Origin of the sequence: Amycolatopsis sp. NPDC051373, from assembly GCF_040689465.1 — a bacterium.
In the GTDB taxonomy this organism is placed as follows: domain Bacteria; phylum Actinomycetota; class Actinomycetes; order Mycobacteriales; family Pseudonocardiaceae; genus Amycolatopsis.
In genome coordinates this window covers 42,049-65,929 of the sequence record NZ_JBFBAE010000012.1, presented here as the reverse complement: position 1 = coordinate 65,929, position 23,881 = coordinate 42,049, and the positions used below count along the sequence as shown (strand labels likewise).

Genomic DNA, 23,881 nt, shown 5'->3' with positions numbered 1-23,881 from the left:
GAACGTCCCAACTAACTGTCCACGAGACCGCGCCGGACGGCCGAGCGCACGGCCTCCCGTCGCGAGCCGACGCCGAGCTTCCGGTACAGAGCCCGAACGTGTGTTTTGACGGTGTTGGGCGACACCATGAGGTCTCCGGCGATCTCGTCGAGCGAGCGGACCGTCGGCAGGAGGCGCAGTACGGTCCGCTCACGCTCGGTGAGCGCGACGGCGTCGGGCTGCCTCCCGCGGACGGCCCGCGCCTGGCGCAGGTCGGTGGTGAAGCGGCGGCCGCCCGGCACGTCGAGCAGCGCCAGGTCGAGCACCTCCGGAGCGGCGGTGACGAGCGGGCGGAGCACGCCGAGCCGTTCGGCCGGGCCGAGCGCCTTCGCGACGGCGCGCCGCGCGCGGGCGTCCTCGCCGCAGCGCAGGGCGATCTCCGCTTCGAGCAGCCAGGCCGTGACCGGCGTCCACGGCAGCACCGGGTCGACCGCGCCGTCGAGCAGCGGACGCAGCAGGTTGCGGGCGTGGCCGTCGCGGCCGAGCACGACCTGCGTGCTCGCGCGGACCAGGAGGATCTCGGCGGCCGAGGGGATCCGTTCGCGCGCCCAGGCCAGCACGTCACGGGCGGTTTCGCCGCGGCCGAGGCGCGTGGCGGCGTCGTGCTCGCACACGGCGGCGAGGGCGACGATGCCGTCGGGCAGGGGAGCGGGGCCCTCGGCGACGCGGGCGTCGGTCATGCGGCGCAGCCCGGCCGAGCGCTGACCGCCGTCGAAGCGCGCGGTTCCTTCGAGCGTCGCCGTCAGCAGCGTGAGGCCGCCGTGGCCGAGGCTTTCGGTGGTGGCGAGCACGCCCGCGACGCGGTCGACCTGGGCCAGGCAGGCGGAGGCGTCGGCACGAAGCAGCGCTCCGCAGGCCAGGAGCAGCGAGGTTTTCGCGCCGGCCACGGTATCGCGCCAGCCGTGGGTTTCGGCAAGCTCGTCGGCGTCGCGGGCGAGGGCGGTCATGGCGCGGAAGTCACCCGTGGCCGCGGCGACGCCGGCCAGCACGGTGAGGCACTGCTGTTCCAGGTGCCCGTGACCGTGTGCGCGAGCGAAGGCCAGCGCCGACTCCACGGGCCGGCGGGCCTCGACGGCGCGGCCCGCGGTGAGCAGCGCCTGGCCGGACTCCAGCAGCGTCATGGCGCTCAGCGCGGAACCCTGCTGGGCGAGGGCGTCGATGTCGCCTTCGAGGGAGCCCGTGGCGTGGGCGAAGCGGGAGTCGACGAGCCCGCGCAGCGCGTGAAGTTCAGGCGACGGCTCGCGGGGCCACGCGCGTTCGGCGAGCGTGACCTGGGCGCGCGCGGCGCCGGGGCGGGCGGCGTCGAGATGCTCGAGGGCGCCGGTGAGGGCGAGCCACGGGTCGTCGCCGACCACATCGTCGCTGAGCGCGGCGCGAGCCCGGCGCAGTACGTCGTGTTCGCCGGCGAGCAGCAGGTCGAGGGCGTGGCGGCGCAGGAGGTCCGCGACGAGCGCGGCGTCGCCGGCCTCCAGCGCGTGCGACACGGCGTCACCGGCCTGGTGGCGCTCACGCAGCCACTCGGCGGCGCGGCGGTGCAGCGCGGGCACCCGGCGGGGGGTGCGCAGCATGAGGTCGGCGAGCAGGTGGGCGCGCAACAGCGTGTGCAGGCGGTAGATCCGGCGCCCGGCGCCGGCGCGGAACAGCATCGCCGTGCGGTGTTCCAGCCGGGCCAGCAGCTCGCCGGCGTCGGCGCGACCGGAGAGCGCGGTGGCGAGCGAGGCGGAAACTCTTTCGCAGACGCTGATCTCGCGCAGGAACTGACGCTCCTCTTCGGACAGTGGCGCGAGGACCTCGTCGACGAGGTAGGCGCTCACCGTCGGGTCGGTGCCGGTGAACTCCGCGCCGCCCTTGAGGGATTCGGCTGCCAGGCGCAGCCCGCTGGCCCAGCCTTCCGTGCGCGTGACGAGCCGGTCGACTTGTTCCGGACTGATGGTGACGCCTTCGGACGCCAGTAGTGCCGCGGCTTCGTCCGGGCGGAATTGCAGGTGATCGGAGCGCAGGTCGGCGAGCCGGCCGGACAACCGCAGGCGTGCGAGGGGCAGCGGTGGGTCCCAGCGCGTCGACAGCACAAGTCGCAACCCGCGTGGGCGCAGGCGAAGCAGCTGTTCCACGTCGTGCAACGGTTCCGTCGCCACGAGCTCGTGCACGTCGTCGAGGACGAGGCGCAGCGGCGCGGGCAGGGTGTCGAGGGCGTCGACGAGGTCGGCCAGGAAACTCGGGCTGCCCGCGTCGAAGTCGTGCAGGCCGGGCGCCGCCGGGGTGAGCGCGTCGAGGAGACCGGAGCGGAACCGGTGCCCGTCGTTGTCGGCGGCGTCGAGCGAAAGCCAGGCCGCGGAACCGAGTCCGCCGCCGCGCAGCCATTCCGCGAGAACCAACGTCTTGCCCGACCCCGCGGGCGCACACACCATCGTTGCGGCTTCCGGCGCCGCGCGATCGAGCGCCTTCAACAGCCGCGGCCGGGACACGAACCCCTCCGGAAGTTCGGCCACACTCCTCTTGCGCCGCGGCACGCGCGGCTTTTCGTTGTGGGACACCCTCTTCTCCCTCCGACCCGCCGTCACCCACTGTCGCACGCCCACCGCCCGAACACGAGCTCATCCGGCACGGGCGAGGACGCCCACCCGCGCACGCGCGACGGTGGCGGCGAGGGGCGCTCGAAGGGCCAGACGGGAGGCTCAAGTGTCGCAGTCCAGCTATGTGTTCCGCGTCTCCGGCCGCCTGTCCGACCGCGCCGCCCATGCCGTCGTGGACTTCGGCGAGCTGGAAGTCGCCGCGGCCCCACCGGAAACGATCATCTACTGCCACGTCACCGACGAGGAACGTTTGCACCGCTTGCTGAGCCTGTTCCGCGTCCTCGGCCTCGACGTGGTTTCCATGCACCAAGTCCCGTGATTTTCCCGGCGGCACGGCTTTTTCACCCGAGGCGGCGCACGGGTGAGCTTCGCGGGCCCCGACTGACATTCTGTGGCGGAGCGGCGACGTACCGGTTCTGCTCCTCACGAAGGGAGTTCGCCGGGGCAGGCAGAAGAATCGCGGCGGGCGCATCGCCGGCCCTGCTCGGGCGGGCCGCCGAAGCCCAGTGCGTCACGGACGGTCACGTGGTACGCACAGTCACCCGACCAGTGCGGGCGGTGGCAGCTGACCTGGCTGCTTCAGCTCGGCTGTGCACTCAGCGCGGCCGACGCGTCCACCAGCGCCAGCCGAACCATCCACGACCCCGGCGGACGTCGTGCGGCACCCACTGCTCAACCCTCCAGGCCGAGGTCGTGGCGGCGACGTCCCTGCAACCTAACGACGAGTCCCACTCCACGGCACAACGACAACCTGTTCGACCTACTCCACCGGCGCGCCCGCGGCCCTGTGATATTTTGGAGCGAACTGGGGCTCATGTGCTAATGCAAACTGGGCGTCAGCGAGGGGCCGGTAGCTCAGTTGGTTAGAGCAGGGGACTCATAATCCCTTGGCCGTCGGTTCGAGCCCGACCCGGCCCACTTTGCATCTCCCGATCATGCGGTTGACCTGGGGAAAACTCAAGTTGATCTTGAAGGCCTATTGGCGTCTGGCCAACTAGTATTGTGCATGTCACCGATTCCGGCGGGCGGCTGACCATGGACGGCGTGTGCGACCGCTTCCGCGCCTAGCGTGACGTCCCTCCACGGAACTGGGGATCCACGCCCACCAGAACCTCGTTCTCGATGTCGCCAACAGCGTCGTCGCGGTGGAGAACGGCGCGACCCGGGTGGACGCGTCCCCGGCCGGGCAGGGCGCGGGCGCCGGGAACTGACCCCTCGAGCCTTCATCGCGGTCGCCGAGTTGATGGGCCACGAGCACGGCTGCAACCTCTTTCCGCTGATGGACGCTGCCGACGACCTCGTCCGTCCGTTGCAGGATCGAGGGGGCCGCGTGGACCGGGAAACACTCAGCCTCGGCTACGCCGGTGTCTACTCGAGTTTCCTGTGCGCCACGCGGAGGTGGCCGCGACGTGGTACGGCCTCGGCACCCGAGCGATCCTCGTGGAAGTCGGCCGCCGCGGCATGGTCGGCGGCCAAGAAGACATGATCACCGACGTCGCTCTCGACCTTGCGGCCGGCCACCGGGGGGGTGATCTGCTTGCAACGCCGTCGGTCACTCGTCGCTTCGCGCGGTCTGCGTGGGACATTCCCTGCCAGGGGACGTCCGGTCTTCCCGTCGGCGCCGGTTTCGCTCTTGGCGTTCCCGCTCGCGGCGGCTGTAGGTCGCCTTGCGGACGGTCTCCTCGTCCTCCAGGCTCGACCCGAGCGCACCGGCGACGATCCCGACCGAACTGCACAGCCACACCAGGTTCAAGTACGAACCCACGCCGACGGGGTGCCCCAGCGTTTGCGCGAGATAGCCGCTGTCGATCAGGACGACGGCCGCGAGCAGCGCGAGCACGAACAGGATCGCGTACATGCACCCCACCCCGACCGCCAGCGTGGTCGCCGTGGAAACGTTGTATATCAGGGCTTTGCGTCGCTCGATGGCCTCGGAAGGCCGGTCCCACAGGTGGTTGTACACCATCAACCACACCGCCATGACCAGGACGGTGACCACCGTGATCCCCGCCAGCCGCAGTGGGGACAGCGCGGCCGCGAGCTTCCAGAACGAACTGGTGATGACTCCGTAGGCGGCAGTCCCGGCCGCCGCAGCGGTGGCGCCCGCCAGGTGCGGGACGAGCTGCCACGGACGGTTGTCCCGCACCATCCCCGCCATCAGTCGTAGCTGGCCACGCAGCCCGACCAGAGCAAGGTGGGTCGCGGCGGACTGGTGTCCGCCGGACATCCGCTGCGTCGGGGCCAGCGCCTCACGCAACCGTGCCACCGCTCCCCGTCGGCCGTGATCCGCGTCGATTCCGAGCCGCGACACCAGCTGCCGCACCACGCGGATGAGCAACGCCCGTGCCCGGTGACGCACCAGGACGGCGCCGAGCGCGGGCAGCGAGATCATCGCGACTGCGTGCTCGACGTCGATTCCTGCGACGACGGGTTTCGTCCCTGCGCGCCGGGGCAGATCGGTGATCAGGACCAGCAGGTCCCAGCCCTGGTTCTGCCGGTGCTGCTGCGACAACGTGCGCATCGGGATGTCACCGTCTCCGTCCAGCGGCAGCTGCGCCACCTGGTGCTCCACCCGCCACCGCGTCTTCCCGCTCACCCGGGCGGCGAAGATCCCGGGCAGATCGTCGGCGATCGCGGCGATCACCTGCTCCGGTAGCCCTTCGTCGGCCAGTACCCCGACGGCCACCTGGCGTGGTGCGTTCATGTGGTTCACCTCGCTCGTCGGCACCCGCCGGTTTCCCCGGGTGGCACCGGCCAAACCGCCCGGCCCGGCAGCGAGCTCGGCTACCGGCCCTGACAGCGGGTCAGAGCGGAAGAGCCGGATGCCGGGACGTCGCCACGCGGTAGGCCCGTGCCGGTCGCGAGCCCTGCCGCTCCCGGTGCGCCCGCGCGACCAGCACCAGTAGCCACACCACCTCAGCAGATTCCTCGCAAAATCGTCAGGGGCCGAGCGCGCTCGTGACGCCGATCGCCTCATGACCCGCTGGGTGACCTCCGCTAAGGGATGTCTCGTAACTGATCTTGTGGTTGGTGGGACTGGTGTTGCGGATCAGTCTGCGAGGAGGATGTTGTGCAGATGCGCGATGCCGGAGACCGTGTCGTTCAGCGTGCTGGCGGCGCGGCGGTAGTCGCGCAGGATCTTCCAGCACTTCATCCGCGCCAGCGCGTGCTCGACACGGGCCCGGATCTTGCGATGGTCGGCGTTGAGGTCTTCCTGCCAGCCGGGCAGATCGCTGCGGTCACGAGGTTTGCGGTAGGGCATGATCACCTCGGGATTGCCTTGGTAGCCGCCGTCGGCCATCACCGAACGCCCCGCCAACTCCTGCTCGATGCCGCAGGCGCCCTAGATGTATTTGGCCAGGACGTTGGTAGCGGGAAGTACGGGTTGACGTGGGGAGAGCCTCCGAGTTGGGGTGTGGCTTGTCTAGGACCCGCCCCGAACCGGAGGCTCTCGTGTCTCACCGTAATGCCCGGACCACCTTCCTTGGCAGATTGCTGATCGTCCAGCGCCATCGGGCCGGCTGGCCGCAAGCACACATCGCCGCCGCGATGGGAATCTCTCGCAAATGCGTGAAGACGTGGCTGGACCGCTACGCCACCGAGGGGGAGTCCGGTCTTCGTGACCGGTCCTCGCGACCGCACACCTCACCGCGGCGAACCGATGATCAGCTTGAGCAGCGGATCATCACGTTGCGGCAGCGTGAACGCCGCGGCCCGGCCTGGCTTGGCCATGAACTCGGGGTCCCGACCCGGACCGTCTCACGGGTGCTGGCCCGCCACCAGATCCCGCGGCTGGCCGCGCTGGACCCGATCACCGGACTGGTGATCCGGGCCAGCAAGACCACAGCCGTGCGCTACGAACGAGAGCAGCCGGGTGAGCTGGTCCACATGGACGTGAAGAAGATCGGCCGCATCCCTGACGGCGGCGGCTGGCGAGCACATGGCCGGGCCCAGCGGGAAACCACCCGCGACCGCCACACCAAGGTCGGCTACGACTACATCCACTCCCTGGTCGATGACCACTCCCGGCTGGCCTACTCCGAGATCCACCCCGACGAGAAAGGCCCGACCTGCGCCGCGTTCCTGCACCGGGCGATCGCCTACTTCGCCGAACACGGCATCACCCGCATCGAACGACTGATGACCGACAACGCCTGGGCCTACCGCTGGTCCCTACGCCAGGTCTGCGCCGGGCACGGCATCCGGCAGAAGTTCATCAAACCCCACTGCCCCTGGCAGAACGGGAAAGTCGAGCGCCTCAACCGCACCCTGCAAACCGAATGGGCCTACCGCCAAGCCTTCACCAGCAACACCGACCGCACCGCAGCCCTTGCCCCCTGGCTCGAGCACTACAACACTCAACGCCGCCACAGCGCACTCGGCGGACACCCACCCACCAGCCGACTGCCACCAACCTAATGGCCAAATACACCTAGACGGTGCAGTCGCCTGCGTTGCCCGGATGCGCGTCGCCGGTGGCGATCACCAACCGGGTGTCGGCATCGATCGCGACCTGCACGTTCGCCGAATACCGGTAGTTCTTCGACGGTGCTGCCAGCCGGTGATCCCGCGTCGGCACCAGGGTGCCGTCCACGATCGCGATCGCGTCGATCCGCCGTGTGCGGACCGGGGCCAGCGCCAGCAGCGGCCCGATCGTGTCGATCACCCGATGCGCCGCGGAATGCGACACTCCGAACAGCGGCCCGATCTGGCGCATCGTCAGGTTCGTCCGCCAGTACGTCGCGACCAGCAGCACACGATCGGCCAGGTCAAGGCGCCACTGACGACCAGGTCGGCCATCGGCGATCTCGTCACCGCCACGTTTCGCCACGATCCGTACCAACCTGCGGAACTGACCCGGTTCCAACCCCGTGAACGGGGCAATCCACTCCGACCGCAACGCCGAGATCACCTGCACCACACCATGATCAACTATCTAGGCAACCAGACCCACACCGGGTTACGAGACATCCCTTAGAGCAGCGGTCTCTGGTTCGCTCCGACCTGTATCTGTACGGCCTTGAGGAATCTTCGGCTTAGTAGCCAGGGCGTGTCCTCAAAAGCCAGATGAGCAGGGTGGCCAGGTCGAGCCCTTGGTAGGAGATGGCGGTCTTGTTGTCGAACCGGGTGGCGATGGCGCGTGATTGCTTGAGGCGGTCGAAGCCGCGTTCGACGATGTTTCGGCGTTTGCAGGCGACGCGGTCGAAGACCGGTGGGCGGCCACCGGCCTGGCCTCGGCGCAGGCGGTTGGCCTACCGGTCACGGCGTTCGGGGATTGTCACCGGGATGTGCCGTCGGTGCAGGTAGGGACGGATCGCGCGGCTGGAATAGCCCTTGTCCGCCCGCACCCTGCCCGGCCGGGTCGGCGGCCGCGACCCGCCGACAGAGCTCGATTCCGGTTAGGGACCTGGGTGAACATCGTGCAGTCGTTGATGTCGCCGCTGTGAGGACCACCGATAGCGGTCGCCCGTGACCGTCGCTGGCGAGTGGATCTTGGTAGTGCGTCCGATGTCATCGGCCGGTCCTGTGGCTTGAGCACGTCGACCATCTTGTCAGCGATCACGAACGGGGTCATAGGACCGGCCGTCATGGACGCGGCGAAGAAGGAACGTGGCGAACTGCATGCTGCAATGCGGTCACCGCAGTCCGATCACCGACGCAGATAAGAACACCCTCGACGACCTGGCAGCCGATCCTAGTGCCGCCCCCGGCTTCGCCTGGTGCAACCGCTGCCAGTCGTGGCACATCCACGAGGCTGTATCGGCTCCAGGAACAGTCGAACGGCAGGAGCGGTAGGTCGTCGACGGCCTGGGCCATCGGCTAGTTATTTCGAATACAAAAATTCTGCAATTCATCGACCCCCATTTGCACCGATGCTGGCCAGACGAGCGAGGCTCGGTGACTTGCTGCACGGCCGGTTGTCACCTGCAGGACTCGCAGCTCGGCGCCACGACTCTGCCGGTGTGGCGGTACGGCTCGATTGCGTCCATCACGGGCGCTCGTGAGTGGCCGTGGGTCGATCTAGTTGCGGCTCAGGCGTCCGGAGACGTCAGCCGCGGGGGCGGAGGCGGTGAAGAATTTTCGCCAGGAGGCCCGGCGTGCGGAAGCGGCGGCACCCGCCAGGCGGACAGAGTGCACATTCGGTTCCGCCGCGCAGATGAGTGTGCGCATCGCGATGGTGACCGCAACGGCACTGGTCGCGCTCTGCGGGGATACTAATGGCGACCCTCCAGAGAGCCTGGGTTGACCGCAAGTATAGCCCACTCGTTCACAGCACCGTGTTGACGACGCGGAACACGACCGCGGCGATGACGAGCGCGGTGACGACCACGCCGGCCCGGTCGAGCCGGCGCACGAGCGGTGTTCGGGCGTGTGGCCTGCCGTGCCTTCCTACGGCCCGTTCCGTCAGCACCGTGCGCGCGAACACGATCGCACCAAGTGCGGCTGCCAGCGCAACGGTGAGCAGGGCCAGCAACGCGTCGTTCATCGCCTTTCGACTCCCGTGTGGGCCAGCAGCCGGCTCCCACCTTCGTCGAATACCACGCGGTACTTCCCGGAGCGGACGAGATCCGCGACGAGTCTGTCGGTCCAGCCGGCGCGGAGCCCGTAGTAGATCTGCCCGTAGTTGTCCTGCGAGGGAATGACCACGAGGTAGTCCGGCGCCGTTTCCTGTACGCAGTCGGTCACCTGGACGTAGCGCGGGCAGGTGTCTTCGATCGAGGTCTGCGACACCACCCCGATCTTGTCGAAGCCCAGCGGTGTGGCGTCGGCGCTGAGGCCACTGATCGTCTGTCCGGGCTTGGCCAGTCGGTAGGCGTCCGCCACCGCGGCGACGTCGCTGCGGGTGTAGCTGAGGTAGGCGTCGCCGCCACCTCGGGCGGTGATCGTCGCCAGGCCCAGCGACGTCAGCACGAGCCCGACGACAACGGGCCCGGCCTGGGGGAACCGGTGGGCCACCCGCGTCGTCGTGGCCAGCGCTCCCGGGGCAGCTCGCGCGCCGAGCGCCGCGTTGAGTCCCCCCGCGGCGAGCAGGGCGGCGAACGGTAGTGCGAACAGGTAGCAGCGGACGAAGACCTCGCCGCCGTAGGACTGGAGCACTGCCATCGCCAGTGGAGCGGCCGCGAGCACCACCAGGGGCAGAGAGTGCAGACCCCGGCGGTGCCGCACCCACCACCCGCCGAGCGCCAACGCGCTGACGGCCCCGGTCAGCGCCACGCGCACAATCAGGATGGCCGTCCGTCCCGCGTCGCCGGTGAACCGGCCGGTGATGCCCTGGTCGACCGAGGAAGTCACTTGCCCGATGTCGCCGATCACCATGTGCAGCTGGCCCTGCCAGAAATCCTTGGCGCCCAGGGAGAACCACACCAGCGCGGGTACCAGGACCAGCCACGGTAGCCAGGCTGGCCAGAGCCGCCGGGTCAGTGCCATGACGAGGAGTAGCCCCGCCAGCACGAAAGGAGTCAGCTGGTGAGTGGGTGCGAGCGCCAGGGCGAAGATCAGGATCAGCCCGTGTGCGGCCAAGCGTTCGCGTGGCAGGTTCGTCGGCGGCAGGCGGCGGCCCGGCCGCGACCGCACCGGATGGGCAAGGCCGGGGCGCACCAGGTACCGGACGGTCAGCGCCAGCGCGGCGAGCATGATCAGGTAGCCGGCGGCCTGGGGCGACAGGTAGTCCTGCTCGGTCCACTCGGCCAGCAGGAAGATCCAGGTCGCAAGCCACCCGGCGCGCCCGTTGCCGAAGACTGCGGCGGCGAGTGCTCGCATCCCCAGCACGGCGGCACCGGCGAAGAACGTCGGCGCCCACTGCAGGAGCGGGGACGCGTCCGGTTGGCCGCTCGCCTCGGTCAGGAACGCGGTCAAGGAGAAGAACCCTGGCCACGAGAACCGCGCGTCGTAGCCGTCCAGCGCGTGCCCGTTCTCGGCGATGTAGCGCGCGAAACCTGTGTGCAGCCAGGAAACCGTCAGCCGGGCCGTCTGTTCGGTCGCCGGCTGCAGGCCGTAGACGAGCACCACGCCCAGCGTGGTGACGCACGCCAGCACCCGCGGCCGCGGACGCCGCCGGACCAGTTCGAGCACCACCGCGGCGACGAGTACGGGGTAGGACGCCAGCAGCACCGGCGACAGCACGGTGATCAAACCAGTGCTGCCGAGCTGTGTCGGCAGCACCGGACGCAGCCCCAGCAGCCACAGCAGTGCGGCGAGGAGGGCCAGCAGGGGACTCAGTGCGTCGCGCCACTGCCAGCCGGGGCTGCCTGGGACGGAAACCTGCATCGGCGTTTCGAGGTCGGCTCTGGACCGCCGGAACCCAGGAAATGCCAGGGCAAGTCTCGTCACCGCGCCGCCCCCGCGGCGCGGGGCGCGATGAGCTGCCACAGCAGCGCCAAAAACGTGGCCGCCGCGATCACGACGAACCCCACCGTCGGGTGCCACCAGTGGGTCGAGACCATGACCTGCGCGAGGAGCAACGTCCCCGACACGCCGATCGCGATCGCGGTGATCCACTCCAGGGCGTGGGTGGCGAGGCGCACGTGGACGGCCACCGCCCACCCCGGTGCCAGGAGCACGAACGCGACGTCCAAGTAGAGCCGCAGTTCGCTGGTCACGCGAAAGGCAGCCAGCAGCAGCACGGTCGTGGTCAGGCCGAGCAGGACCGCGGCCACCGCTCGCCGCTCGTTCAGGGGCATCGTGACCACCTGGACGGCGCGCGCCAGGCGCTGCGCGCGAGCGCTGCCGGCCCCCACGCCAGGCCGGTAAGCTGCTCCAGCAGCAGCCGCGCACCCGGTCGGGCCGAGCCGCCCTCCCGTGGCGAGGATCGCGCGAGCAGGATCCGGCGGGCACGGCTCGGCACCACCGCAGCGACCGCCCCGGCGTCCCCAGGCCGCTGCAGCAGGTGGCGGACGAACATCGCCGACAACCCGATGCTGTAGGCGTGCAAGCGATCGCGCAGCTCCGCCCATTCCGCGGCGTGCTCGTGCCACGCCACCGCGTGCGGCGTGTAGACGATGGAGCCACCGGCGCGCGCGAGCCGCAGGAACAGTTCGAGGTCTTCGCCGGCGCGGGTGGGAGTACCCGGGCCGAGCAGTGGGTCGAACCCGCCGAGGCCGGCCAGGGTGGAGCGGCGCCAGAGCGCGCAACCGCCGGGACCGAACTGCCCGGGGGTGAACGGGTTCTGCGAGCCGCCGCCGGAGAGGTCCGGACCGAACACCTGGCGGCGCACGCCTCGGCCGAAACCCTTCAGCTGCTCGAACTTCCGCTGGGCCGGAGTGTCCAGTGAGGTCGGCAGAACCAGGCTGGTCGCGCAGTCGACGGCCTCGTCGGCGAGTTCGGCCACCAGGTTGACGAGCCACCACCGGTCGACCTCGATGTCGTCGTCGACGAAGGCGACCAGCGGCCCGCTCGCCTCGGCCAGACCGGTGTTGCGGGCTCGGCTGACACCGGGCTCGGCTTCGGCGAGGTAGCGGGTCCGCGGGTCGCCCGAGGCGAGTTCGACCAGCGCGGCGGCTTCGGCCGCGTGCGGCCTATTGTCGACCAGCAGGACTTCCAGGTCCGGGTAGTCGGTCGCCAGCAACGATTTCACGCACCGGCGAACCGTGTCGGCGCGGTCGGCCGTCGGTACCACGACGCTCACTTTCGGGGTCCACGAGCTCGGTTCGGGCCGCGCCGGTGGAGCGGCGAGGCGAAGGTCCCCGGGGTTCACGCGCCTACCGGTGACGGGCAACCGGAGCAGGTCCACCGTCCAGCGCCCGTCACGCACGAGCACCTGCGCGTCGCGATAGACGATCCCAGGGTTTGCGGGAACCGGCAGTGCCGCCGGCCCGCGGCGTATGTCGAGTTCGGTGACCGCCGTCGCGGGCGCGGTGCCGGCGGCTTCGGCGGCGGCAGGCGCCGGACCGGTTCGTCGCCGCGCCGACTCGCGCAAGTAACCGCCGGCCGTGGCCAGGAGTGCGGTGGCGATCGCGATGATCGCCTTGCCCGCGTTCGCCGGTCGTCCCCGTGCGGCCTGGACCAGCTCGTGTCCCACGGCGGCCGGCAGCACGCGCGCGACATATCGGCGCTCGTCGGCGAGCGCGGGTCCGGTACCGGCCAGCCGGCTCACCGCGGCTTTGGATACCCCTTCGGACCAGCTGCGGCGGCGCAAATAGGACCAGGTCAGCCGGTCCACGCTGACTTGGTGGGTCACGGTCGCGCGCGGTTCGAAGAGGATGCGCGCCCGGGGCAACCGCCGGCGGGCGCGGATGCACAACTCTGTTTCCTCGCATCCGAGGGGAAGCGCGCCCACCCGGCCCACCCGGGTGGAGAAGCCGCCGATCGTGTCGAGCACGGTGCGGCGAAAGGACATGGTGCAGCCCATGACGTTGCGCACCTCGGCGAGCGTGGTGGGCAAGCCGGTGTAGGTGCAGCCCACCACCCAGTCCAGCACTCCAGTGGCCGGAAGCCAGGCGGGACGGCCGGACCCGGCCGCCCACTGTGGACGAGCCGCGCCACCCACAGCGACAACGTCGGGATCCGCGTAGGGCGCCAGCAGGTGTGCCAGCCAGCCGGGCAGCGCTGCGGCGTCGTCGTCGAGGAAGGCGATGACGTCTCCGACGCTGTGGTCGATCCCGGTGTTCCGGGCACCGGACAGGCCGCGCGCGCCTTCGTTGTCGAGAACTCTGATTCCCGACAGTTCGGCGCGGGCGCGGTGCGCGAGGTCCGGGTTGTGGTCGACCACCAGCAGCACTTCCAGCGGAGCCGGGGTTTGCCCGGCGGCTGAGGCAAGCGCGGCGCGGATCGTGTGCCACCGCGCAGTCGTGTAAGCACAGACAACGACCGAAGTCGCCAGTGCGCGCTCGCGGGTTTCCCCCGAAACGGCCATCACGCGATCTCCTGCGCCGTGATGTCGCCGGTACCGGACAGGCCCGATTTCTTCCGAGCTCGGTATCGCCGGTGTTCCGCGAAGATGGTGCGAAGGATCCGGATGCCGTCGGCAAACGTACGCAAGTTGGTCTCGCCGAAGATCCGGGTCCGTTCGAAGCTGGGTACCTCGGCGACCTTCAGCCCCGCTGCGACCACTCGGCAGTTCAGCACGGTCTCGATCTCGAACCCGTCACCCCAGAAGCCTCCCGAGGCGAGGGCGGGCACGGTGGTCGGCGGCAACTTGAGCTGAGGCACGATGTCTCGCCAGAACGCGTTGTAGCCGTAACAGAGATCGGTGAAGCTCGTGTGGTACAGGGCATTGGTCAACCCGTTCAGCGCGGCGTTACCGGCTCGGCGCAACGCGGTGATGTCGTCGCTGCCACCGTGCCGGAGGAACCGGGTCCCCTTCGCGAAGTCGGCGCCCCGAACCAAAGCTTCCACGAAGGCGGGGATCTCCGCCGGGTCGGCTGACCCGTCGGCGTCGAACATCACGACGATGTCCCCGCCGGCGGCCTCGAAACCACACGCCAGTGCGTTTCCTTTTCCGCGCCGGGTCTGCGTCAGCGTCACGATCGAGGGCAGTACCCTGCGCGCGACCTCGACGGTCTGGTCCACCGAATGCCCGTCCACCAGCACAACCTCGTCAACTTCGGGCAGTTCCGGAAGGATCACTTCCAGATTGCGTGCCTCGTTGCGCGCGGGAATCACAATGCTGATCTTCGGATTCGCGCACCGTTCCATCGAACGCTCCTCTTCTCGATTCATTCGGCGCTGATCCATTGCGTTAAGTTACCCCAGATTTAAGCTGACATATGGGTGTCGTACACCGATTGGTGACCGTTACGGTGAAAAAGAAATGGCGGCTGGGGCGGTGACGATTCACGAGAAGTGCGAGTGGCTCATGCGACGATCGCGGTGTCCTGGCGGGCACGAGAATTTCGCAGGTCAGGTCGCATATTTCGGGGGCCTGCGCGGGAGTTTGTGCTGGCGGCAACCCCAGACGGTGCGCTCGTGGCCACACGCCGTGCACGCGGACGGTACTGGTATGTCTGAATCACGGAAGCTTGAACGTTATGCGGCCGTAATCTCCAGCTGGGCAATTTTTCAACCTCGTGCGCTGGCTGTGGGCGATCAGCGGCGAGGAGTGATCAGCAGTCCATAAGCCGGCACGGGTCTGTTTTGTCCAGCCGGGATCAATTCGCCAGCGGTGAGGTTGACGGTGAGCACCTCCCGTTCCGCGATGATCTTCAGAATCGTGCCGGCCGTCGAATAGTCGATCGTGGTCCGGGTGTCGACATTGGCCGCGAGCCAGGTCCAGGCCACAGCGAGGGGCAGCGGCTCGGCGGCGGTGCTCGCGGTGGGCGTCGTCCACAATGCCGCGCTGGGCACGTCGGCAGAGGCTTGTGGCTGCCACAGCAGCATCCGGGCGGCCCCACCGCGCAGTGCCTGGGCGACCGCGGCCACGGTCAATGCGGCCGGAGCTGGGCTTTCCTGTGACCAGCGTGGTCCGCCGGGTTGCGTGGGGTAGAACTCCGCCCACCACACCGGAAGTCCGATCCGGGCTCGAAGCCAGCTGCTGACCGCGCCGAACATGGCCGTCGCGCGGAACGCGTCGGTGGTCAGGCCGGCATCCCGGGTGCCGCTCGACCCGTCGATGACGAGGAAATCTGCGCCGTGCTTGTGCGTGTTCCAGTAGTCGATCACGTCGAGCGCACGTTGGTCGACCACGCCCCACGGGCCGGACAGAGCTGACGGCGCCGGAGTTCCCGCCGCTGACCAAGTGTCGAGGACCACGTACGGGCCACCGATCAGAGCATCAGGGCGCACCTTTTTCACGGCGTCGTAGACCGCGTTGTACAGCTCGGTGTACGCCTCGTAGTCCCATCGGTTCGCGGCTTCGTTGTACAGGCCTTTCAGCTCGCTCCACACCTGGAAATACCGCACCTGCGGGTAGCGCGCCGCCGCGGCGGCGGCGAGTGCTGCGAAGTCCCGGTAGTGCGCACGGGTGGGTGCGGTGTTCAGCCGGCTCCAATCTGTGGTGCCGGCCGAACCGCCCTTCATCCAATCCGGGGCGCCGGCGAGGGTGAGTACAGGTACGCCGCGGGTTTGCCCGATCAGGTTCATCCGCTGGTCCAAGGACGACCAGTCGAACACGCCTGGCGCGGGTTCCGGGTTGTCCACACCCCACCCCATCAAGTACTGATTCTGGATCATCGGGTGGCTGGCGAGGGTCGTGGTCGCGGCCACCACCTGCGCGGCGGGGTAGTCGTCCGCGCTGTCCTGCGTGTGTGTCACGCCCACGACGGGCTCCGGCGGGACCGCCGTGCTCGCCGAGGGGGAGCAGGCCGGCAGGGCCGCGGCGAGCAGAACCGCGACCACACCGGCCATCCGACCGCGGTTCATCGGAGGAACCACGGTACGGTCCGCGCTTCGCCCGTAGCCAGGGCATCGCCCAGTGAGCGGCCTCGAAGCCCTCGTTCGTCGAGGCCGGCCAGCACACGTCTGACCAGATCGCCACGATCGAACGCCGGTCGCGGTCCGTCGTCCGCGCCGTCTTCCGGTCCCGCATGGCCGTCGTGGGCCAGCAACACCGCCCCGCGTCCGAGTCCGCGCAAGGCCTGCGCGGCAAGCAGTTCGGGCGGCCGGTCGAGCCAGTCCCAAGCGCAGGGCCCCCACAGGACGGACGTGAGTCCCTGACGGCGCGCTGCGCGCCACACCGCCGGGGTCTGCGCACCGTAGGGAGGTCGGAACCAGCGGACCGGCGCGCCCAGGAGGTCCTCCAGCTGTGCCGTGGCGGAGGCGAGCAGCGTGCGTACGGCGGCGGACGGTATCCGCGAGAGCCTTCGGTGGTCCATTCCGTGCAAGCCGATCTCGTGCCCGCCCGCAAGCACTTCCTGCACTAGTGAGCGATGCCGCCGGGCGCGGTCGACGAGCACGAAGAACGTCGCCGTGGCGGCGTGGTCCGACAATGCCGAGAGCACGCGGTCGGTGCCCTCCGGCTCGGGCCCGTCGTCGAAGGTCAGGACGACCTCCGGTGCCTGCGTACGGACGGCGATGAGCGACCCGATGGGACGGGTCAGTGGCCCGGCGAGAGCAAGTGCGCGCCGGCGTGCCGCGGCGAGAGCGCCACCGGCTTCGGGGACCGCCGGTTTCCGGTTCCACTGCGGACGGTCGCGGGGGGCGCCGCGCCCGCTGCCCGGGTCAGGCACGCCAGACATCGATGATCGGTTTGGTATCGGCGGCGTGTCCCAGTGCGGGCAGGCCGTATATGGCTTCCAGGGTCCGCAGCAACCGGTAATGGTTCACCGGCTCCGGGTAGGTGCCCGGCCGGATCATCGGACCGGTCAGGCTCAGCGGTATTCCGTTCGTCGTCGAGGTGTCTTCGGCTTCGTCGAATGTCACCGCGAGCAGGCTGTTGTGCGTGGCTGCCCAGCTTGCGTACCCGCTCAGGTGGGTCCGCAGCCAAGAATCTGCGGTGCGAGTGTCGCAGTCGTGCATGTTGTGGCACATGTTGGGGATCACGAACGACACGGTGGGCAGTCTCGTGAAGTCCGGTCCGAACGCGGTGAACGGCCGGTTCACCGCCGCGGGGACCGTGGTGAAGTCCACCCAGGGCGAGTGCCAGCGCACGTAGTCGCCGGACCGGCAGCCGGGGTAGCCGGGACCGGGAAGGTCTTCGGCGAACGCCCCGAAGTCGTAGCCTGCGTCGATCAGCTGGCGGGCCAGGTTCGGACCGCTGAACGTGTGTGGGCAGGAGTCGTCGGTGACGCCGTGCGGATCGCCGGAGAACAGCGCGAGGTAGTTCGGCTGACTCGGGTGGGTGATGGCGGTGGCGTCGGTGAAGCGGGCGCCCGCGGCGGCGAGCTCGTTGAGGTACGGCGCCTGGCTGTTGCCTGAGATCTCGGTCCCGTGGTTCTCCAAGACCACCACGACGACGTGGCTGGGCCGCGGCAAGGCCGAGTTCGCCCGGGTGCCGGTGTCGGGTGCGGTGGTCGGCGTGGCCGTGGGCGGACCGTCCGATGTGGAGGGCGCGCACGCGGCGGTCGCGAACGTCGCCGCGAGGAATACGCACGTTGCAACCCGGCCGCGGGCGCTCATCCGAGGGCCTCTTTCGGCCGAGTCGCCTGGTTCCGCCACCGCCACAGAACGCCGACGGCGCCGATGGCCACCAGGCATTGCACGATCAGAAAGCCCACGCCGACCAGATTCAGGTGCGTTATGGGAACCACGGCGACCACGCCGATCACCCCGAGTGCGCTGCTGGCTTCCAGCGCGGCGACGAGTCGTCCGCGTCCGTGGGCGATACCCGCCGCGACCACCAGGGTGATGAGCAGTCTCGGCAGACAACCGAGCATGACCAGGCGCAGCAACCACGCGCCCTGGTCGGCATAGGCCTGGCCGAACACCGACAGCAGCGGGTGCGCGAGCGCGACCGCGAGGAGCAGCGACGGGATGAAGACCATTGCGAGTTTGCGGCATCCGATTCCGAATAGTTCCCGGGTGCGGTGGGGTTCGTGCGCGATCCGCACTATGACCGACTGGGAAAAGCTGATCGCGGCGTAGTCCACGGTGTTCCCGGCCATCCACACCAGGAAGAAGACCGCGCCCGTCGCCGGGCCGAACCGCCCGATCACCAGCAACGGCACAAGGTCGGTCAGCACGCCGCCGGTCACCTTCGCCGGATACGTCGGCGCGAGCAGTCGCAATACCTCGCGCCGGTCCGGGAGCACCGGGGTGCGCTGCGCCAGGGAGGGTTCCGGTTCGCGGGTGAGCACCCGGTAGAGCACGACGGAGATCACCGCCACACCCGCGACGGCCGGGAGGATCCACGACAGCAGGATGCCGGTGGCGCCGAGCGCGGGTCCGGCGAGTGCCAGGATGCCGACGCGCGCCAGGCCGATCGTGGCGTTCTCGTAGGGCACCCAGCGGGCCCGGCCCAGCGCGACCAGCACGGCGTCCTGGAACTGGAACAGCGCCCAGGCCACTGCGGCGAACAGGAACGCGGCGGTGCTGAAGCGGGGAAGGCTCTCGGTGATCTCGTCGCCGGTGGGTAGCAGGAGCACAGCAACCGCCGCCACTACGGAACCGGCGAGTACGAGGCCGTAGCAGCGGGCGATGAGCCCGGTGCGGCGGACACCGGCGCGGGGAACCCAGCGCATCAGGGCGGCGCCCAGCCCCAGGTCGCCGAGGCCGGCCACCAGGAGAAATCCGGACACGAATGCGGAAGCGTGCCCGACCTCGTCCTGGGGCAGCAGGCGAGCGGCCACGACCCACGCGGCGACGCCGACGAGTGAGGTCACCACGGCGCCTACGACCAGTGACGCGCCGTCGCGGACCATGGTCTGCTCGGAGTTGCGGCCGGCTCGACGGCTCGCCCAGGCGCGGGACGCCGGATCGGCGCTCACGATAGCTCCAGGCGGATCGTGCGTAGCACCGCGACGACGTTGCGGCGCAACCAGATCGGGTTGGCGGCGTAGCGCGAGGACTTCGCGAGATTGGCCGAGACCATGTGCAGCCATCCCAGCAGCACGAGCGTGCGAACGGGTACCGGGTCACCACCCAGCGTGCTTCGCTGGTGCAGCACCTCGGCGAGTGCGGGCGCCGCACCCGGAGCGAGCCATGTGGAGACCACTGCGCCGAGCTCCCGCCCGGTCGCCGCTGTCGCCGTGGCCAGGACGAGGCCGGCCACGTCGACGGCGACGAGCCCGGCGCTGGTCGCCTGCCCCCAGTCGACGACGCCGGTGACGTGGCCGTCGGCGTCGATGAGTACGTTGTCGGCACTGAAATCGCCGTGGACCCATCCCACGGGCAGACGTCGGTCCCGCAGTCCCGCGGAGAGCTCGGCCACAAGCTGGTCGACTGCGGATCCGGCGCGTTTCGCGACCGCCGCACGGACCAGTTCCGCCGGCGCAGTGACGTGCTGTCGGACCAGGCGCTCGTCGACCCGGGTCAGTTCCGCGGTGCACTGGTGCAGTCCTGCGAGGGTGGTGAGCGCCGCGGCGGCGAACCGGTTGCGTCCTGCCGGATCGGCTACGCGGGCGCGCGCGTCCGCGCCGGGCAGCAGTTGCTGGATGCTGTAGGAGGCGCCCAGTGCGTCCCCGACGTCGTACACGGCCGGCACCAGGTGCCGCCAGCCGTCCAGCCGGCGATCTTCATTCAGCCGGCGGAGTGCGCTTACCTCCCGAAGGAGCGCTTTTCGTCCCTGCTCGGTGTCGGCGACCTTGAGCAGCGCTGCCCGGCGGTCGCCGGGGCCGATCGACGCGATCGCGGAATCCGACAGCCCGCGCAACCGGTGCTGGAGGCACCACGACCGGGACCTGAGTGCGGTCGGGGCGATCCGGCGCAGCAAGCCCCGGCTTCGCACGCCGGCGAGCGGGCCGACGATGGGCCGCGGCACCCACTCGGCCCGCAGCAAAAAGATCATGCCCGCCAGCCCGGATTGCCCGGCCAGCACTGCCAGCCCGACCCCCACGATGCCGAAGGCCGGCATCAGGACCAAAGCGAGGCCCAGCACGAGCACCGAGAGCGTCCCGAGGACCGTGGCCACCACCCCGGTCCGCCTGAGCGCTCGGGCCTGGCTCACCGCGGCCGCGACGACGATGTTCGGCAACGCCGAGGTCGCCATCAGCGGCAGCACCCAGCGGCCGGCATCGGCATAGGCGGGGCCCAGCAGCCGCAGCACCCAGGGCGCGGCCAGGACCAGCACGGCGACCACCGGCAACAGCAGGAACAGCGACCGCCGCTCGACCCCCGCCCGGGCCGCTGCCACGCTCTCGGGGTTGAGCGCCGTGTGCGCCACCAGTGACTGTCCCATCGCCGCCGGGACCAGGTAGAGCGCGTAGGCGATCGTCCACGCCGCCGCGAAGGTCGCGGTCGGCCGGGCGCCGAGCACACCGAGTACCAGCACCGGCAGCAGCTGGGTGCACGCGAGCCAGCACGCCGCACCGACGAAGTCACCGCCCAGGTAGCCGGCAAGCGACCTCAGCGAAATCCGCTCGCCGACGGTCGCTGTGCCCTCGTACACGGGCAGCGCGTGCAGGAACAGGTAAGCGGTGGTCGCGAGTACCGCCACCGCGGTGGCGGCCATCCACGACACGGTGATCCCGCCGTGGGGCAACGCCGCCGCGAGGGCCGCGAGCAATCCGAGCTTCACCACGGAGAACACCAGGTTCTCGACGGGGACCATCCGCGCCCGGCCGACGGCGGTCAGCACCCCGTCCTGCATCACGAAGATGGCCCAGACCGCGCAGGCGCCGGCACAGCCTGCGACCGCGACGGGACCGTGCAGGAGCTCTGCCAGGCCCGGCGACCACCAGCGGATGCCGAGCGCGAAAACCAGACCGGCCAGACCCGCCAGCCCGCCGCCGACGAGGTAGGCCAGGGCCACCAGACGGCGTGTCCGCGGCCCGGCCACCGGGACGAACCGGATGAGCAGGTTCATCAGGTTCAGCTGTGCCACCCCGGCCAGGAACATGATCGCGAAGACCAGTGCCGAATTGCGGCCGAGTACGGCCTGGTCGTAGCTGCGCGCGGCGACGATCCAGAACACCAAACCGATCCCGGAGGTCAGCGCCGAACTCAGGACCAGGGCGTAGCCGTGGCCGTACAGGGAGCGGCGGGGAGGTGCCCCGCGGGCAGCGACCGCTCGCTCCGGTTGCCCGTGCATCGCGGTCGTCATCGGGTGCTCACCGCGGCCCTCGACAAGCACCGGGCGACGGCCGCGGGCAGTCCTCGCGCGCCCGCGTTGGACGCGTCGAGCAGGGTCAGCAAGGTGCGGGTGCGCGCGGTGTGTGCAGGCGGGCGGCACCTCTCGCAGGCGCCCGGACGATGGCCGAGCAACAGCGCCGCGGCCCGCGCGGTCCCCGCGGCGTATCGCCGGCGAAGCACCGGCACCCCGGACGCGCGCACCCGCTCGTCCGCGTTACCGGGTGCGTAGGCGGCGGTCGCGGCCTCCAGCATCGGCAGGTCCGCCGCGGTGTCCCCGACCGCCCACGACACCGTGTCGACCCCGAGCCGGGCCGCGAGGACGGCCAGCCCCGTGCCCTTGTCCACCGCCGCGGCGACGAAATCGGTCTGGCCGTCGCCCGCGATCACGCGCAGATGCGAGACGGCGCCTCCCACCTGCTCCAGCACGCGCTCGACCACCTCAGCGGGCAGGGCCCGGTGAACGCCACCGGAACCGCGCCGGTAGGCGCGGACGATGCGCCGGTAGTCCTCGTCCACGACCACGTCGGTCCGGGTCGCCAGGACGTCGCGGACTCGGGCGAGCGCGTCCGCGCCCTGCCCGGGGACGAGATCGTGCGCCGCTCCGTCGTGGAAGACGACCGATCCGTACTCAGCGACACCACCCGCCAAGCCGTAGGACGTGCACCGCTCGCGGACCTCGTCCAAGCAACGGCCGGTGACCAGGACCGGCCGGAAGCCGTGGGCCAGCAGCGCGCGCAAGGTGAGTGCGGCGGTCGGTGTGGCCATGGGGAACCCGAGCGCGTCCGATTCGAGCACCCCGTCCACATCGAGTGCACACACCACGCCATCCGCAGCGGCGTGCACTCCGGCGAACAGCACTTCACGCAGGTAGTGCTGGACGGCTCGCGCGCCGGCGCGGTGCACGGCCCGGCCCTCGCGTTCCCGGTCCCACAGGTGCACGAGTTCGTAGAGGAGGAACCGTTCGGGATCGCACGGCATTTCCCGGCGCAGGGACGCCGCGAACTCGGGGTCCGCGCTACCCGGATCGATTCCGGCCAGGTCGTACGCCGGGTCGTAGCAGGCCAGATCGGTGTTGGCGAAGTCGCGGACATCAGCGTCCACTTTGTACAGCCTGGTGACACCGCGGAACCAGTGGTCGAGGCCGGTCGCGCCGTCGACCACGGAGGGCTCGGCCACCTCGCACAGACGGCGGATCAGAGGATCGAGAAGAACGGGCCGCAGCACCACGCCGGCGCGGCCGTAGTTGCGCTGCAGCACCCGGCTCGCCGCCTCCCACACCGGTTGCCGGCCGGCCAGCCCGGCGGCGTGGTCGGCTCCGGCCGGCAGAGCGGCCGCCCGGTCGCGGACGTAGCCGGCCAACCGTTCCGCGTCGGCCGGACCGGCGGCCCGGAGCCGCTGCTCGGTCGGCAACCAGTCACGGAACACGATCCCGTCGAGGAAACCGTAGGTGCGGGGCAGGTGGTGGGACACCGCGTGCGCGACGGCGAGCGCATGCCTCCCGAAGAACCCCAGCCCGGCCCCGGCGGCCACGATGCGCCGGGGTTCGCCATCGGGCAACCCGACGTCGAACACGGCGCGGGCGTGCTCCCGCCCGCGGGACACCCCGATGTGCGGCACCCGGCTGACCGAACGAACCGGACGGCCCAGCAGCGCGGACAGCGACCGCACCACGACCTCGGTCTCGAGCCGGTCGTGGATCGCCCACTCGCGATAGGGCAACGTGACCGAGTCGTAGCGGGCCAAAGTAGCCGGCGGGGTGTCGGCGAACAGAGGCAGCAGCAACGTGACAGCGCTTTCCTGCACTCCGGCCCGGCAGACGGCGGACGCGACGTCGGCGACCGACTGCCCGGTCTCGGGTGGGTCGTCGACCACGGCGATCCTGCCTCCGCGCCATGCGGCCGACCGCACCAGCGCGCGCAAGGGCGGCCGCAGCCGGTGGTTCGGCCGTACCGTCTCGGCGTGCACCTCTCGGAAGCCGGCGTCGCGCAACGCCGCCGCGACCAGCGGGGCGAGGTAGCTGCCCGAAGTGCGCACCCCCAGGACGACAACAGGCCGTCCGCGGTCCGGATACCGCAGCCGGAGCCGCGTCGCGAGCGCGACCATGTCGGCCGGTTCCTGATCGAAACTCCGGAAACACGACGGAATCCGAAGGACCGCACCGGCGAGGTCGCGGTCGAGCGAGGGGAGGGAGCCGCGCAGGCGGACGGCAGCGGTCGCCCACGACTCGAACTTGGCCTCCGATGGGTCGGTGACCACGTGCAGGGCGGCCACGTCGCGCAACGTCGCCGCGGTGTCCCGCCAGCGGATTGCTCGCCGCTCGGCGGCCCGTGACGATGTCGCTATTTCAATGGCAGTGGCGACCTTGCCCAGCAACTCGGGGACGACCGCGGCTGTGCCCCGGTCACGGAGGTACGAGACGGCGCGGTGCAAGGCGAAAGTGTCCCGCTGGAGGTGGTCTTCCACGATCTGGACCGCGGCGGCGGCGAGCAGGTAGGCGTCAAGGACGTCCTGTGCGGCCACGCGATCGATCAGCCGGTGGACGATTTCGGTCAAGTCGGAGAGCAGGTCGGCCACGACGAGCAGATCACCGTCGAAGATCGGTTTCTCGCCGTGCGAATGCCTCATCGAAGAGCCCTCCAGCATGGTTCGCCGCTCGTGTGCACAGATTC

16 protein-coding genes, 1 tRNA gene and 4 pseudogenes are annotated in these 23,881 nt (G+C 70.1%); 6 read left to right on the top strand and 15 right to left on the bottom strand.

Features of this window, described 5'->3' with window-relative positions:
* Positions 1-11 precede the first annotated feature (11 nt).
* On the bottom strand, positions 12-2,573 hold the full coding sequence (locus AB0383_RS23060; protein ID WP_366188487.1) for a LuxR C-terminal-related transcriptional regulator: 2,562 nt from the start codon (positions 2,571-2,573) through the stop codon (positions 12-14).
* Positions 2,574-2,718: 145 nt separating this feature from the next.
* On the opposite strand from AB0383_RS23060, the gene AB0383_RS23055 reads away from it, so the two are divergent.
* The 5 genes and pseudogenes from AB0383_RS23055 to AB0383_RS23035 all read left to right on the top strand — a co-directional run.
* The gene (locus AB0383_RS23055) at positions 2,719-2,931 is read left to right on the top strand and encodes a hypothetical protein (protein WP_220242519.1); all 213 of its coding nucleotides are present in this window, start codon (positions 2,719-2,721) and stop codon (positions 2,929-2,931) included.
* Positions 2,932-3,456: 525 nt separating this feature from the next.
* Positions 3,457-3,530: transfer RNA gene (locus tag AB0383_RS23050), tRNA-Ile, on the top strand.
* Between the two features lie 170 nt (positions 3,531-3,700).
* Positions 3,701-3,823: a hypothetical protein gene (locus AB0383_RS23045; RefSeq protein ID WP_366188627.1), complete on the top strand. Its 123-nt coding sequence runs from the start codon at positions 3,701-3,703 to the stop codon at positions 3,821-3,823.
* A 32-nt stretch (positions 3,824-3,855) separates the two neighbouring features.
* Positions 3,856-3,978, top strand: a pseudogene (locus tag AB0383_RS23040) (4-hydroxy-2-oxovalerate aldolase); the annotation flags it as partial.
* Between the two features lie 17 nt (positions 3,979-3,995).
* A pseudogene (locus AB0383_RS23035) lies at positions 3,996-4,112 on the top strand (4-hydroxy-2-oxovalerate aldolase); the annotation flags it as partial.
* 52 nt (positions 4,113-4,164) lie between these two features.
* Here the strand turns inward: AB0383_RS23035 and AB0383_RS23030 are convergent.
* Complete coding sequence (locus tag AB0383_RS23030; RefSeq protein ID WP_364185046.1) at positions 4,165-5,316, bottom strand: hypothetical protein; 1,152 nt, start codon at positions 5,314-5,316, stop codon at positions 4,165-4,167.
* Between the two features lie 345 nt (positions 5,317-5,661).
* Positions 5,662-5,946, bottom strand: a pseudogene (locus AB0383_RS23025) (transposase family protein); the annotation flags it as partial.
* A 119-nt stretch (positions 5,947-6,065) separates the two neighbouring features.
* Here AB0383_RS23025 and AB0383_RS23020 point away from each other — a divergent pair.
* Positions 6,066-7,031, top strand: coding sequence for an IS481 family transposase (locus AB0383_RS23020; protein ID WP_366188626.1), 966 nt, complete (start codon positions 6,066-6,068; stop codon positions 7,029-7,031).
* Positions 7,032-7,047: 16 nt separating this feature from the next.
* On the opposite strand, the pseudogene AB0383_RS23015 reads toward AB0383_RS23020, so the two are convergent.
* From AB0383_RS23015 to AB0383_RS22960, 12 genes and pseudogenes are all read right to left on the bottom strand, one after another.
* Positions 7,048-7,530 (bottom strand): annotated as a pseudogene (locus AB0383_RS23015) (transposase family protein); the annotation flags it as partial.
* Between the two features lie 1,350 nt (positions 7,531-8,880).
* The gene (locus tag AB0383_RS23010; protein WP_366188486.1) at positions 8,881-9,099 is read right to left on the bottom strand and encodes a hypothetical protein; all 219 of its coding nucleotides are present in this window, start codon (positions 9,097-9,099) and stop codon (positions 8,881-8,883) included.
* A complete protein-coding gene (locus AB0383_RS23005) occupies positions 9,096-10,880 on the bottom strand; it encodes a hypothetical protein (RefSeq protein WP_366188485.1) in 1,785 nt (594 codons plus the stop codon). The genes AB0383_RS23010 and AB0383_RS23005 overlap by 4 nt, the downstream gene beginning before the upstream one ends.
* A gap of 59 nt (positions 10,881-10,939) precedes the next feature.
* Positions 10,940-11,293, bottom strand: coding sequence for a hypothetical protein (locus AB0383_RS23000; RefSeq protein WP_366188484.1), 354 nt, complete (start codon positions 11,291-11,293; stop codon positions 10,940-10,942).
* Entirely contained in the window at positions 11,284-13,464 is a 2,181-nt protein-coding gene (locus AB0383_RS22995; protein WP_366188483.1) for a glycosyltransferase family 2 protein, read from the bottom strand. Before AB0383_RS22995 ends, AB0383_RS23000 begins: the two co-directional genes overlap by 10 nt.
* A complete protein-coding gene (locus AB0383_RS22990; RefSeq protein ID WP_366188482.1) occupies positions 13,464-14,285 on the bottom strand; it encodes a glycosyltransferase family 2 protein in 822 nt (273 codons plus the stop codon). The genes AB0383_RS22995 and AB0383_RS22990 overlap by 1 nt, the downstream gene beginning before the upstream one ends.
* 351 nt (positions 14,286-14,636) lie before the next feature.
* Positions 14,637-15,908, bottom strand: a complete 1,272-nt coding sequence (locus AB0383_RS22985) for a hypothetical protein (protein WP_364185058.1) — start codon at positions 15,906-15,908, stop codon at positions 14,637-14,639.
* Positions 15,905-16,723, bottom strand: a complete 819-nt coding sequence (locus AB0383_RS22980; RefSeq protein ID WP_366188481.1) for a polysaccharide deacetylase family protein — start codon at positions 16,721-16,723, stop codon at positions 15,905-15,907. The genes AB0383_RS22985 and AB0383_RS22980 overlap by 4 nt, the downstream gene beginning before the upstream one ends.
* The gene (locus AB0383_RS22975; protein WP_366188480.1) at positions 16,707-17,603 is read right to left on the bottom strand and encodes an alkaline phosphatase family protein; all 897 of its coding nucleotides are present in this window, start codon (positions 17,601-17,603) and stop codon (positions 16,707-16,709) included. Before AB0383_RS22975 ends, AB0383_RS22980 begins: the two co-directional genes overlap by 17 nt.
* Positions 17,600-18,910 carry a hypothetical protein gene (locus tag AB0383_RS22970; protein ID WP_366188479.1) on the bottom strand — a complete coding sequence of 437 codons (1,311 nt, stop codon included), beginning with the start codon at positions 18,908-18,910 and terminating at the stop codon, positions 17,600-17,602. The genes AB0383_RS22975 and AB0383_RS22970 overlap by 4 nt, the downstream gene beginning before the upstream one ends.
* Entirely contained in the window at positions 18,907-21,183 is a 2,277-nt protein-coding gene (locus tag AB0383_RS22965) for an aminoglycoside phosphotransferase family protein (protein WP_366188478.1), read from the bottom strand. Before AB0383_RS22965 ends, AB0383_RS22970 begins: the two co-directional genes overlap by 4 nt.
* Positions 21,180-23,837, bottom strand: a complete 2,658-nt coding sequence (locus AB0383_RS22960; RefSeq protein ID WP_366188477.1) for an HAD hydrolase family protein — start codon at positions 23,835-23,837, stop codon at positions 21,180-21,182. Before AB0383_RS22960 ends, AB0383_RS22965 begins: the two co-directional genes overlap by 4 nt.
* Positions 23,838-23,881 lie beyond the last annotated feature (44 nt).